The sequence below is a fragment of the Microbacterium sp. NPDC089987 genome (assembly GCF_044748505.1).
Lineage (GTDB): Bacteria > Actinomycetota > Actinomycetes > Actinomycetales > Microbacteriaceae > Microbacterium.
Map to the genome: position 1 here is coordinate 324891 of NZ_JBIVGE010000002.1, position 13348 is coordinate 338238.

The 13348-nt window shown below is 69.6% G+C and carries 8 protein-coding genes; 3 read left to right on the plus strand and 5 right to left on the minus strand.

The window, feature by feature from the left end:
- Window positions 1–141: 141 nt before the first annotated feature.
- Complete coding sequence (murJ, locus tag ACIPV2_RS09270) at window positions 142–1761, minus strand: murein biosynthesis integral membrane protein MurJ (protein WP_400840541.1); 1620 nt, start codon at window positions 1759–1761, stop codon at window positions 142–144.
- Window positions 1758–3875 (minus strand): DUF6049 family protein, encoded by a 2118-nt coding sequence (locus ACIPV2_RS09275; RefSeq protein WP_400840543.1) that lies wholly within the window; start codon window positions 3873–3875, stop codon window positions 1758–1760. Before ACIPV2_RS09275 ends, murJ begins: the two co-directional genes overlap by 4 nt.
- An 82-nt stretch (window positions 3876–3957) precedes the next feature.
- Between ACIPV2_RS09275 and ACIPV2_RS09280 the strand changes: the two genes are divergently transcribed.
- Together ACIPV2_RS09280 and ACIPV2_RS09285 are read left to right on the plus strand one after the other, a co-directional pair.
- A complete protein-coding gene (locus tag ACIPV2_RS09280; protein WP_400840545.1) occupies window positions 3958–5475 on the plus strand; it encodes a class I SAM-dependent methyltransferase in 1518 nt (505 codons plus the stop codon).
- Between the two features lie 29 nt (window positions 5476–5504).
- Window positions 5505–6563, plus strand: coding sequence for an LLM class flavin-dependent oxidoreductase (locus ACIPV2_RS09285; protein WP_400840547.1), 1059 nt, complete (start codon window positions 5505–5507; stop codon window positions 6561–6563).
- 15 nt (window positions 6564–6578) lie between these two features.
- On the opposite strand, the gene ACIPV2_RS09290 is transcribed toward ACIPV2_RS09285, so the two are convergent.
- From ACIPV2_RS09290 to ACIPV2_RS09300, 3 genes are all read right to left on the minus strand, one after another.
- Window positions 6579–8342, minus strand: a complete 1764-nt coding sequence (locus ACIPV2_RS09290) for an alkaline phosphatase family protein (RefSeq protein ID WP_400840549.1) — start codon at window positions 8340–8342, stop codon at window positions 6579–6581.
- Window positions 8343–8481: 139 nt separating this feature from the next.
- Window positions 8482–11064 (minus strand): fibronectin type III domain-containing protein, encoded by a 2583-nt coding sequence (locus ACIPV2_RS09295; RefSeq protein ID WP_400840552.1) that lies wholly within the window; start codon window positions 11062–11064, stop codon window positions 8482–8484.
- A 313-nt stretch (window positions 11065–11377) separates the two neighbouring features.
- Complete coding sequence (locus tag ACIPV2_RS09300; RefSeq protein WP_400840554.1) at window positions 11378–11845, minus strand: ASCH domain-containing protein; 468 nt, start codon at window positions 11843–11845, stop codon at window positions 11378–11380.
- A gap of 74 nt (window positions 11846–11919) precedes the next feature.
- On the opposite strand from ACIPV2_RS09300, the gene ACIPV2_RS09305 reads away from it, so the two are divergent.
- Entirely contained in the window at window positions 11920–13347 is a 1428-nt protein-coding gene (locus tag ACIPV2_RS09305) for a CCA tRNA nucleotidyltransferase (RefSeq protein WP_400840556.1), read from the plus strand.
- The last annotated feature ends 1 nt before the right edge of the window (window position 13348 follow it).

Here is a 13348-nt window from a genome sequence, read left to right on the forward strand (position 1 = left end):
GCTGCGGATGTCCAGCAGGCGCGGGATGGCCCGCGTCGTCTGCTTCAACCCATGGTAACCGCGCGACATTCCCGCGCGCTGTGGGCACCGCACCGCGGAATGTCGCTCCGGATGCCCGATGCCGGGCGGGGGCGAGGGCGCTCAGCGTCCGGGCAGGAGACGCGTGACGAGCCTGCGGGCGGCGCTCATCTCCGGCGCACGCAGCACCAGCAGAACCAGCGCGTAGACGACGACGGCGACCAGCCCGATGACCCCGGTGCCGGCTGCACCGAGCAGCTTGTCGATGAACGTGGAGCGGGTCTGACCGGCCGTCCATCCCCGGTCAGCGCCGAGCAGCAGGTACGTTCCCCAACCCGCGAGTCCGGCCGGCACGGCAGCGATCAGGAAACGGCCGAGAGACAGCAGCGTCTGCGGCAGCTCGAGACCGCCCAGCCGGCGGCGCAGGATGAGCACGGCGATCACAGTCTGCACGAGACCTGCGATCGACTGTCCGAGCGCAACGGCGGCGGCGAGCTGACTGAGCGGAGCCACCGCGGCCGCGAGATACGAGAAGCCGATGATCAGGCCGACCTGCACGAGCGTGAAGACGAACGGGGTGCGGGTGTCGCCGAAGGCGTAGAACGCACGCTGCACGATGAACAGCACCGACAGCGGCAGAAGACCCACGAGGTAGCAGACCAGGACGGGCGCTGCGGAGACGGCATCCGCGGGGCTCTCGGTGAAGATGCGCGTGGCCGGCACAGCGGCGACGGCGAGGGCGATGCCCGAGCCGACGATGAACAGCGACACGACCCGGATGCAGCGAGCGACGTCAGCGCGCACCTCGTCGCGCCGGTTCGCGTGGGCGTGCTCGGCGATCTGCGTGAAGTACGGGGTGCCGATGGAGATCGCGAAGATCGAGTAGGGCAGCATGAACACCAGCCAGGCGGCCTGCATCATGAACACCGAAGGGTGATCGCCCGAAGAATCGGTGACCACGCGCGTCTGGATGAGTCCGGCGATCTGACCGGCCATGACCATCAGGAAGGTCCACCCGGCGAGCGATCCGATCTGACCGAGACCCACTCCTCGCCAGCGGAAGTCGGGGCGCAGGTGCAGCCCGGTGCGGCGCCAGGCGAACAGCAGCAGTGCGGCCTGCACGGCGATGCCCAGAGTGGCGGTGCCCCCGAGCACGGAGATCATCGTCGGATCCCAGACCTCGACGCGGCGCTGGTTGTCGCCGAACAGGGCGATGAAGACGAGGAAGCCGGCGATGGAGACGATGTTGTTCGCGACCGGCGTCCACGTGTACGGTCCGAACACGCGCTTCGCATTCAGCGTCTCGCCGATGAGCGCGTACAGCCCGTAGAAGAAGATCTGCGGCAGGCACCAGAACGCGAAGGCCGTGCCGAGGGCCAGCTGATCGGGGGTGAACTCCGGCCCGTAGAGCGCGACCAGCCCGGGAGCGGCGAGCATGGCCAGCGCCGTCGCACCGAGGAAGACGACCGTGCCCAGAGTGAACAGCTTCGAGATGTACGCGCCGCCGCCGTCGGTGTGACTGGCCGACTTCACGATCTGCGGGATGATCACCGCGGTGAGGATGCCCGTCTGGATGATCGTGAAGACGTTGTTCGGCAGCTGGTTCGCGACGCCGAACGCGTCACCCGCCTGTCCGATCGTGCCTATGGCGGCGACGAGCACGATCGTGCGGATGAGACCGGTGATGCGCGAGATCAGCGTCCCTGCACCGAGTATGGCGCTGGCGCGGCCGAGACTTGTCACTGCTCTCCTTCTGCTGGCTCGTGCGGCGCGTGAGCCTGGTGCAGGGCATCCGCTCTGCGGCGACGCACCATGCGCACGCTGCCGACGATCAGCAGCACGACGATGACTCCGCCGAGGATGCCGAGCCCGATGCCCTCCCAGTCGGCTCGCAGCGTGACGTCGGCGACCTCCGGCTGCCCGATGGGCACGCCCGTCGGGCTCTCGAGCCAGAAGCGCACATCGACGCGTCCGCTCGCGACGCGGGCCTCGATCGGGATGTCGACGCGGGTCGAGCTCGAGGCGAGCGCGGTCACCTCGGTCGCCGGCTGGATGTCGAGCCGATTGTTGGACGGCGTGCTGAACAGGGTGACCGTGACCGGCCAGGGCAGGTCGTTGCGCACCCAGACCGGAAGAGGTGCAGCCGACGTGAACAGCTGCACGGGCTTCGGCTTGACGACGTTCACAGAGGTGAGGGTGGTGTTCACGCGCTTCGTGTGGTCGGCGGCGCGCTCGGCGAACTCGTCGTCGCTGAGGCCGGCCCCGATCACACGCAGCATGCGGATGCGGTCCGGGACGAGCAGCACGGCCGGCTCGTCGAGGATGCTCGCGAAGGCGGTGAGCCGGTCGGCCCCGGCCATCATGCTGTTCAGCTCTGCCACACGCGCACCGGCGGTCGTCTCGGCGAGGGAGACGGAGGCCGATTCCCCGCCACGCAGCGCGCTGAGCGTCGCCCCGGGGCTGGCGAAGGCGACGAGGGCATTGCGCAGCGCTTCGGGGGAGCGGGTCTCGGATCTCTCGAGCGCGACAGCGGTGAGAGAGCTGCGCTGCCCGGCGAAGAAGAGATGCCCGGCGACCGCAGCCATCTCGGAATCAGCGGCGGCGGCGGATTCCGTTCCCTCCACGGCGGCGGACAGACGTGCCGACGCCGACGCGTCGGTGACCAGCAGGTCGCGCGCGTCGACCGCACTGTGCACGCTCGCGTCGCCCTGAACAGACGTGGAGGGGAGGATCGTGGTCACCTTGTCGCCGAGGTACGCGCCGAAGGTGGCGAGATCCTGCTCTGTCACGGTCGGCCGAGGCCAGAGGATGCCGCCCTGCGCACCGCGCACGGCCGTCAGCTCGCTGTTCGCGGGCAGGTCGGGCTCAGCCGTGGGGATCGGCGTCGGGGTGGGCTCTGACGTCGACTCGAGCTTCGGTTCCACGGCGGGGAAGTCGGCAGGGTCGAGGAGCGGGGTGAGATCGGGCGTTCCCAGCAGTTCGGTGCGGCCGGCCTGGGCCTGCACCGTGGCATCCGCATCGCCGAACTGCAGGGTGAACATGTCGTTCGGCAGCGCCTCGAACTGCTCGAGCCACCGGGTCGAGCTGGCGGGAGCGCGGTCGCCGAGCACGCGGATCGACGCGGGGATCGCCGGGTCGATCGCCAGGATCGCGCTGGTGCCGGAGACGGCATCGACCAGCTCGGCGAGGTCGCCGCCATCGGAGGTGAGGGTGGTCAGCTCGTCGGCGGTGAGCAGCGCGCCGTTCTCGGGAGTCGCCGTGACCGGCACGATCACGGCCGTTCGGGCGTCGGAGGGGGCGGGAACGACCAGCACCGATCCGGCTGTGACGCTCAGCGGGACGGTCTTGCCGGCCGAGTCCGTGGTGGTGGCGCCGGTGAGGCGGGCCTTGAGCGGATAGACACCGGGTGCGAGCTCACCCAGCGCAGCGGGTTCGACGGTCAGGTCGATCGTCTCGTCAGACCCGTCGGCGACCGCGGGGGAGCTCTCGACGGCCACGCTGCGGAAGGCGCCGTCGACAGCGTCGCCGTCGAGCCAGGCGTCGAGCGCAGCGCCGTCGGGAAGGGGAGTGCTGTTCAGCTCGACGCTGACACTGCCCGCGGTGAGGTCGCTGTCGGTGGGATTCTCGATCGTCACGCTGCTCGGCAGCGGCGCCCCTGGCGTGACCTGCCCGGTGTCGCCGACCGACAGGAACATCTCCACGGCCGCGTCGGCCGGCTGCTCGGCATCCGCATCATCGGCGACCGCCGCCGGGGCGGCGCCGAGGCCGAGAGAGCCGACGACGAGCACCGCGGCGAGGCGGCCCAGCAGCCGCCGCGCGCGCGGGCGTCGGCCTTCGCGATGGAGTGTCGAGATCATGAGTGCGGGTCGCCGGATGCCAGCACCGACGACGCCCCCGATTCTAGGGCGCACCGCGCCGGGAACCCTGAAGGCGCGTAGAGTGACCGCCGTGCCTGATCGCGCCCAGCCCCGCCCCGACGCCCCTCTGACACAGGCGCTCGCCGCCGATCTCGACGCCGCCGACTTCCGTTCCGAACCGCTGCGGTCGCTGTGGGGCGAGGAGGCGGACGACGCGCTCGGCCGTGGCCTGCGCGAGCCCGTCCTGCGTGCGCTGCACGCGCGCGACGACGAGCTCGCGACGCTGGGCCGCCTGTGGGTGCTCGGGATGCCGCAGCCGCAGGACGCCGTCGAGCGGGCGCTGCCGAAAGCGGGCGTCGCAGGAGTGGTCGCGCTGGGCCTTGCCCGCGTGGAGGGGGCGATCGTGCATCCGCAGGCGCTGATCCGCCCGCAGTCGTTCGTGGATGCCGACGGTGTCGGCGAGTGGTGGATCGCCAGCGACCTCGACGAGGCCGCCCTCGGCGCGGCCCTGCCCGCCGATCACGTGCTGGGCGTCGGCGGCGCGTCGCGAACGCTGGCCGAACTGATCATTCCCGTGCCCGTCGAGCGGGCGCTCGATCTCGGCACCGGATGCGGCATCCAGGCGCTGCTCGTGTCGCGGCACGCGGCCAGGGTCGTGGCGACCGACATCTCGGCGCGCGCCCTGGCCTTCGCGGAGCTGAACGCGCAGCTGAACGGCGTGCACGACATCGAGTTCCGGCTCGGCAGCCTCTTCGAGCCCGTCGCGGGGGAGACGTTCGACCTGATCGTCTCGAATCCGCCCTTCGTGATCACGCCGCGCGCCACCGACGTGCCCGAGTACGAGTACCGCGACGGCGGCCTGGTGGGGGATGCCCTTGTCGAGGAGTTTCTGAGGCACGCGCCCGCGCATCTCGCTCCCGGCGGCATCGCGCAGCTGCTCGGCAACTGGGAGTCGCGCGCGGACGCTTCTGGTCTCGATCGCGTCCGCTCATGGGTGGGCGACGATCTCGATGCGTGGGTGATCCAGCGCGAAGAGCTCACCCCGCTCGGCTATGCCGAGTTGTGGATCCGCGACGGCGGCACCCTGCCGCGCGACGCGGAGTTCACCAGCCTGCTCTCCGCCTGGCTCGACGACTTCGCCGAGCGCGGCGTGACGGCGGTCGGCTTCGGGTACATCCTGCTGCGGCGGCCAGTGACGGGTGCCGCGGTGCTCCGCCGGTTCGAGACCGTCTCGCAGCCCGTGTCGAACCTCGGCCGCGCCCTCGGTGCTGGACTTGCCGCACACGACGCGCTGGCCACGGGCATCCCGGACCGTCTGGTGGTCGCTCCCGACGTGACCGAAGCTCGCCACCACATGCCCGGCGAGGACGACCCGAGCGTCATCGAGCTGCGCCAGGGCGGCGGCTTCGGGCGCACGATCGGGGTCGACAGCGCGCTCGCCGGGTTCGTCGGAGCGTGCGACGGCGAACTCACCGTGGGGCAGATCGTCGCCGCGCTCGCCGATCTCTTCGATGTGCCGCTCGCCGCCCTGTGGGCAGACATCGAACCGCGCATCCGCCAGCTGGTGCTCGACGGACTGCTGCTGCCGGCTGCGGAATAGCATCCACCTTTCATGCGTTTGCATACGACATGAAGGCATTCGGCTTCCTCTCCTTCGGGCACTACGCAGACGTGCCCGGCTCCCTGACCTGCACCGCCGGCGACATGCTGCGCCAGACCATCGAGATCGCCGAGGGCGCCGATGAGATCGGCGTCAACGGCGCCTACCTGCGCGTGCACCACTGGGCGCGCCAGGCCGCGTCGCCCATGCCGCTGCTGTCGGCCATGGCGGCGCGCACGAAGCGCATCGAGGTCGGCACCGGTGTGATCGACATGCGGTACGAGAACCCGTTCCAGTTCGCCGAGGAGGCCGCCGCCCTCGACCTCATCGCCGACGGCCGCATCGCGCTCGGCGTGAGTCGCGGTTCACCCGAGACGGCGCTGCGCGGCTACGAGACCTTCGGCTTCCACGACGAGCAGGACACCGAGCGCGGCAGCGTGCTGGCGCGCGAGAAGTTCGACCTCTTCCTGCGGGCGATCGACGGAGAGCGCGTCGCGCCCGGCGACCCCCGGATGGTCGGCGAGGGCCAGTACCTCGCCATCGAGCCGCAGTCTCCGACGCTGCGGGACCACATCTGGTGGGGTGCCGGCTCGCGTGCGACCGCCGAGACGACCGGACGCATGGGTCTGAACATGATGAGCTCGACTCTGCTCACCGAGGCGACCGGCCAGCCGTTCCACGAGCTGCAGCGCGAGCAGATCGACCTGTTCCGCACGGCGTACAAAGAGGCCGGGCACACCGGCACGCCGCGTGTGTCGGTGAGCCGAAGCGTCTTCCCGCTGGTCAGCGACCGCGACCGTACCTACTTCGGGCTGCGCTCACGGGAGAACAGCGACCAGGTCGGCATCATCGACGGATATCGCTCGACGTTCGGCAAGACCTACGCGGCCGAGCCCGACGAGCTGATCGAGCAGCTGCGGGCCGACGAGGCGGTCATGGCGGCGGACACCCTCATGCTGACCATCCCGAACCAGCTCGGCCCCGAGTACAACCTGCACGTCCTGCAGGCCTTCGCCGAGCACGTCGCCCCTGCGCTGGGATGGAAGCCCAACACCGAGGGGCCGGTCGAGGGGCATCCGATTCCCTGACTTCTCGTCGTGGACTCAAGACCCGTCGGGCGGGCCGAACAGTCCTTCGCCGTGCTCGTGCAGCAGGCGATAGGCGTCGGCGAACGTCTGCGGCTCCGGCTCATCCGCTCTGCCGTAGCGGGCGATGAGCAGACCCAGCAGCCCCCGGGCGGGAGGAGTGAGCGGCTTCAGCTTCCGGGCCTCATCGGGTCCGGGCGCTGTGCTCTCGGGATTCGGTGGCGTGTAGGCGGGTCTGGTGATGGGCCAGTCGGCCGGATGCCGTGGCTGCTCGAGATTGACGATGTTGAACAGCGCGTTCGCCGAGGCATCGCGGTCGTTGAGCGGCTGCAGCCCGTGCAGCCGGCTGAGCGTGGCCGTCACCGACCCGTGATGCATCTCGTCGTGGACGATCGTCCCGCGCTTGGTGTACGCCGACACCGCGATGGCGGGCACCCGGCATCCGAGACGGTCGAAGGTGAAGCCCATCTCGCCGGGACCGGTGTCGCGGGTCGGCCTGGTCGCGGGCGGCGGCGGCACGTGGTCGTAGCATCCGCCGTGCTCGTCGAACGTGATCAGCAGCAGGGTGTTGACCGCGTTCGAACCGTCAGGCGACGCGCTCGTGCGCACCGCCTCGTAGACGTCATGGACCAGTCGGTCACCCGCGCGCACGTCGGAGATCGCGCTGTCGAACACCTCCTCGCCGTCGGCCGTGCTCTCACGCGGCGCGCCGAAGGGCGGATGGAAGTCGTTGTGGTCGTAGACCATCCGCGGCTCGATGAACGCGTACGCCGGCAGAGTGCCGTTCTTCGCGTCGGCGTAGAAGTCCTCCATCGTGCCGAAGTGGTCGGTGCGCCAGTACTTCTCCAGCACGGAAGCATGCAGCATGCCGGTGAACGAGACCAGCTGGATGCGGTCGATGTAGATCCGCCAGCCGAGCTTCTTCTCCTCCAGCCGGTTGAAGATCGTGGGGGCAGCCGGCGCGCCCAGCCATTTGAGGTAGCCGCCGCCGGCCTGATTGGTGACGAAGCCGTGCGAGGTGGACGCATGAAAGAACGAGCGGTTGCAGAACGTCTGGGAAGGAACCGCCGCATACCAGTGATCGAAGACGGCGAACTCGGCCGCGAGCGTCGACAGCACAGGCAGCATCTCGGGCGAGAACGAGCCCATGATGTGCGCGGCCTCCTCGGACGTGGGCTCGGCGCCCCGACGCAGCCGCCGGATGTTGATGAGATAGTCCTCGAGGAACCCCGACATCGTGGCCTTCTCGCCGTGTGTCGGAGTGTTGAACGGCGCCTCCATCTGGTCGACGAAGAGCTCGGCGTTGGTCCTCGGATCGACGGTCCCGAAGATCTGGGTGTTCACATGCGGATATTCCTCGCCGGGGTCCGGATCGGGAAGGCTCATGATCCGGTCGGTGCCGCCGTCGTAGACGTGGGCGGCCACCACGGTGCCGTCGGAGGCGGTGTTGCTGTGCGTGCCGAAGGCGAGCCCCTCGAACCTCTCGCCGTCGGGCAGGTTCTCGGCCGAGTACAGGTAGCCCAGCAGGTTGTCGAAGGAGCGGTTCTCGCCCATGAGCACCACGATGTGGTCGAACCCGGGCTCGTGGCGAGGGGTGAGGGCGGCGAAGGGATCGGGCGCACTGGCGAAGCCGCTTCCCCGGCCGGATGCCAGCGACGCGCCGATCGCCGCTCCGCCCGCTCCGCCGATGACCGCACCGGCGAGAGCGGCCCCGCTCAGCTTGAGGAAGCCCCGCCGGGAGGGATCCCCAGTGGGTTCGTGCGCGGGTGCGTCGTCGGCCACGAGGCGATCATAAGCGCGCGGGCTCAGCAGGGGAATGCCTTCGGTGCTGAGCGAGGGCTCGAGAGCGCAGCGCGGCGCGCATCACGCAGAAGGGCGTCGCCCGGAGGATCCGGACGACGCCCTGTGCCGATGCCCTCGGCTATGCCTTCTCGATCTCGGAACGAGCGCGACGTCGGCTGATCGCGACCACTGCCGCGCCGGCCAGAAGCAGCACGACGGCCGCGGTGATGTACGGCGCGGCCTCGGCACCGGTCGTCGCGAGGCTGCCGCCGGCGGCGTTCGCCCCACCGGCATCCGCCCCACCGGCATTCGTCCCGCCCGCATCGCCCGAGCCCGGCGTCGCACCGTCGCCCGCCCCAGCGCCGCCGCCCGGCGCCTGCGCGGCGGTGACGGTCAGAGCCGCCGTGACCTCTGCGCCGCTCTCGCGGATCGCCGCGAGCGTGTGGCTGCGGGCAGGGGTGGAGGCTGGAATGGTGAGGGATGCGCGAAGAGCCCCATCGGCATCCGCGGTCGCCTGCCCGAGCTGCACCGGCTCCGAGCGCAGCTCGATGCGCACCTTCTCGCCCGCGTTGAAACCGGTGCCCGAGAGGGTCACCGTGTCACCTGCGCGCACGGTTCCGGCATCCACGGTCACCGATGCGGGAACCTTCTGCGCCGGCGGCGTCATTCCTGCCTCGGTGACCCACTTCTCGCCGTCGTCGTACTTCGTGACGGTGAACTGGTCGTAGACCTCGCCGACCTGCTTGTCGGTGGTCGCTCCGACGACCTTCTCGGCGACGTACGAGCGGTAGACGAGCTGATCCTTCGACACATCGACAACCTGGTAGGTGGTGATGTTCTCGCCGCGCAGCACCTGCGTGGCGCCGTTGTTGGTCCACACGTTCTTCGCGTCGGTCTCGAGGTCGTAGTGCTTCGCGCCCGAATTCGACACCATGTACACCGGACCGGTCGTGAGGCCGGGGGTGTCGGTCGCGGTGGTGTTCTTGTAGCCGCGCGCGTAGGTGTGGTCGTGGCCCATCATCACCAGGTCGATGTCGTTGCGCTCGAAGACCGGCACCCATTCGTCACGCAGGATGGGCTCGTCGCGTCCGGCGGAGGTCGAGTACACCGGCTGGTGGAAGGTGACGACGTTCCACTTCGACGGGCTGGTGGTCAGGATGCCGTCGAGCCATGCCGCCTGGAAGCGGGTCCACAGCCGGGAGACGTCGTTCTTCGGGCACTCCGCGACCGTGCACTCGGGCAGGTTCGACGGGGTGAGGAAGGTCGTGTCACGGGTCGCGTTGAGGGTGATGAAGCGCACGTCCTGGTAGTCGGTGTAATACGCGGTCTCCTGAGCGAAGGCGCTCCAGTGCTCGAAGTACGCCTTATACTGACGTGCCACCGGATCGTCTCCCTGGGCGAGGTTCGCGAGCTCGCCGACCGATCCGATCGTCGGGTTGTTGTGCGGGTACTCGAAGTTGGCCTTCCACGCCGTGAGCAGCTTGTCGCCGCTGTACTCGTGGTTGCCCGGGGCGGCCATGACGTTGGTCGTCGCGGCGGAGTCCTTCATGCCTGCGAACCAGTTGATCCACTCCGTCTCGTTCGACGAGGTGTTGATCAGGTCGCCCGCGTGCACCGACCCGATCGACCGCGGGGCGTTGGCCTCGGCCTGCTTGACCACCGATGGCCAGGTGGAGTCCAGCCCGATCTGCGCGTCGCCGTAGTAGACGAACTGGAAGTCGGATGCCTGCGGGTCGGCGGTGGTGAACTCGCGCCATTCGCTCCAGCTGCCCTCGAGGCCCACGCGGTAGCGGTATGCGGTCGCCGGGGTGAGACCGTCGACCGTGGCGGAGAAGTGCTGCAGCGGGTTGCCGTTGACGACTCCGGCGGAGTATCCGTCGACCGTGCGCACCGCGCCGCCCGCGACCGGGGCGATCTGCACCTGACCCGTGGCGTGCGACGCATCACCGGCCTGCCACGAGAAGGCCTGCGAGGTCTCGGGCGTTTCGGTGGGGGTGAGGATGACGCGGCTCGGCGGGGCGGCCACGGGCTCGATGCTCTCCGAGACGAGCGTCAGCTCGGAAAGGTCGAAGTAGATGTCCGAGCTCGACTCGCGATCCTGGTAGAGCGCGACCGCGATGGTGTTCTCGCCGTCGACGAGCAGGTCGCCCGTGGCCGAGAACGTGCTCGTCAGGGGGTCGCTCTTGCCCTCGCCGGCGTATTCGAGGTTGGTGGTCTCGGTGATGCGGCCGTCGGCGTAGCTCGCCACCTTCTTGCCATTGATCCACACGACGAGCGCGTCGTCGTACGTGACCTCGCCGGCGAGGGACGCCACCTGATCGGCGACGCCCTTATCGAGCGTGAACTCGGAGCGGAAGAAGTAGGTGGGGACGGCGGTGGTCGTGCCGCTGATGTAGTGGTTCAGCAGGGTGCGCGGAGTGTGCGGTCCCACCGTGCCGAATGCGCCGCGCTTGGCGCCGAAGGCACCCTGAGCGCTCTTCCATGCGCTGTCGTCGTACGACGGGGTCGTCCATACGCGCAGGTTCGCGTCGCCGCGCGCCGGGTCGGTGTTGTCGTCGAGGTACCGCCAGGTGCTGTCGGTCGTGAGCAGCGGTGTCGTCGGCACCTCCGCCGGGGCGGCGGCGCTGGCTGCAGCCGGGGCGAGGAGGATGCCGCTGAGCAGCGTGACGAGCGCAGCGGCGGTCACCGGTGCGGTGCGCCGTGCGACGGGTCGAGATTGCATGTCGATCCTTTTCTGCGGGGGGAGGTCGTGCTGAGCGCACGCGCCCCTCAGGCAATCGAGGTCAGGTGACGGGCGGGTGGCCCCGCAGGGGCCGGAGAGTGAACGATGCGGGAGTTCACCCAGGTGTCGCTCGCAGCTCAGCCCGTCAGAAACCACTTCCTGCGTGAGAAACCAGCGCAGAGCGCGTTTCTCATGAGGAATGTGGTTTCTCAGCGTGCGGTGTCGCAAGACGAGGTGCTGCAGGTGGGCATCCTGCTGCGCGGGCTGCTCCTCCCTCGCGGCGCTCGCCGTTTGCGGTAGGTGCGCGCCCGGCTCAGGGGGTGGCGGCGTGCAGCACGCGGAATGCCTCGCAGACCACGGGCATGTCAGGTTCGAAGCCGCGGGGGCTGTCGGAGTACCTCCGCCAGTAGCGCTCGTGCACCTCGCGCCAGTACTCGAGTGTGCGATCACCCTCGCCCTCGGCGAAGGCGTGTGCCGCCGAGACCCGGTCGAAGGGGACGACCTCGACGGCCGTCGTCTCGATCAGCGCGCGGGGCGCGCCGCCCCCGTCGAGGACGATGCTGAGCCACCCGACTTCGGGCAGCGGCTCGCCGGTGTGCTCGTAGTCCCACAGCGACGAGGCAGTCGCCGTCTTCGTCCCCGCCAGCATAAGCGCGAGGAGGCCGTCGGCGTGCTCGGCCGTCGCGCCGAAGGCCCAGGCCTCCGGCGCCGCCTCCGGCAGTCCGGGCACGACGGCCCGGCATTCGCTCCAGAACTGCTCGAGGGCTGCGTCAGCATGCATCCCCTCACCGTATGCGAAGCCCACCGCTGCGCTCGGCTCAGAGTGCGCCGCCCGGCCCCGGTACCCTTGAATCCATGCTCAATATGGCCGAGGGCCTGTCCCGACTCGGCGCTCTCGCCGCGAATCCCGTCGTCGCCACCCTCGCGACCGCCTTCGCCGATGCGGGCTTCGACCTCGCCGTCGTCGGCGGACCGGTGCGCGACGCGCTGCTCGGCCGCGAGACGCACGACCTCGACTTCACGACGAACGCCCGCCCCGACGACATCCTGGCGATCGTCAAGCCGATCTCCAGCACCCAGTGGGATATCGGCCGTGCCTTCGGCACCATCGGCGCCCGCGTGCAGGGCGAGCAGGTCGAGATCACCACGTACCGTGCCGACAGCTACGACGGCGTCACCCGCAAACCCGTCGTCGAGTTCGGCGACACCATCGACGGCGACCTGTTGCGGCGCGATTTCACCGTCAACGCGATGGCCCTGCAGGTTCCCGCCGTGAAGCTGATCGATCCGACGAGCGGAGTCGAGGACCTCGTCTCTGGCATCCTGCGCACCCCGATCGACCCCGAGATCAGCTTCGGTGACGACCCGCTGCGGATGCTGCGGGCGGCGCGCTTCAGCGCGCAGCTCGACTTCGCGATCGAGGACGCCACCTTCGCCGCCATCGAGAAGCTGCGTCAGACGCTCAAGATCGTCAGCCCCGAGCGCGTGCAGGGCGAGCTCGTGCGGCTCATGCAGACGGACGACCCGATCCGGGGCATCCGGGTGCTGGTCGAGAGCGGGCTGATCGAGGAGTTCCTGCCCGAGGTGAGCGCGCTGCGACTCGAGGTCGACGAGCACCACCACCATAAGGACGTCTACGAGCACTCGCTCACGGTGGTCCGCCAGGCGATCGATCTCGAGAAGGCGCGCAACCCCGAGGCCGCCCCCGACGTGCCGCTGCGCCTGGCCGCCCTGCTGCACGACATCGGCAAGCCGCGCACCCGCAAGCTCGAGAACGGCGGAGCGGTCACCTTCCACCACCACGATGTCGTGGGTTCGCGAATGGCGCGAAAGCGCCTGCAGGCTCTGCGGTTCGACGGTGACACGATCGATGCGGTCGCGAAGCTCATCGAGCTGCACCTGCGCTTCTTCGGCTATGCCGAGGGTGCGTGGACTGACAGCGCGGTGCGTCGGTACGTGCGCGATGCCGGAGACGTGGTCGAGCGCCTGCACATCCTCGTGCGCGCCGACGTCACCACCCGCAACAGGCGCAAGGCCGCTCGCCTCGCCTCCGCGTACGACGACATCGAGCGGCGCATCGTCGAGCTGCGCGAGCAGGAGGAGCTCGACAGCATCCGTCCTGAGCTCGACGGCAATCAGATCCAGCAGATCCTCGGCATCACGCCGGGCCGCGACGTCGGCGAGGCGTACCGGTTCCTGCTGGAGGTGCGCCTGGATGAGGGTGTGATCGGCGTGGATGCCGCCGAGCAGCGTCTGCGGGACTGGTGGGCCTCACGCGGTTGAC

Coding starts and splice junctions, on each gene's coding strand:
- ACIPV2_RS09275 (WP_400840543.1), bottom strand. CDS start 3,875: ATGATCTCGACACTCCATCGCGAAGGCCGACGCCCGCGCGCGCGGCGG.
- ACIPV2_RS09285 (WP_400840547.1), top strand. CDS start 5,505: ATGAAGGCATTCGGCTTCCTCTCCTTCGGGCACTACGCAGACGTGCCC.
- ACIPV2_RS09295 (WP_400840552.1), bottom strand. CDS start 11,064: ATGCAATCTCGACCCGTCGCACGGCGCACCGCACCGGTGACCGCCGCT.
- ACIPV2_RS09300 (WP_400840554.1), bottom strand. CDS start 11,845: ATGCATGCTGACGCAGCCCTCGAGCAGTTCTGGAGCGAATGCCGGGCC.
- ACIPV2_RS09305 (WP_400840556.1), top strand. CDS start 11,920: ATGCTCAATATGGCCGAGGGCCTGTCCCGACTCGGCGCTCTCGCCGCG.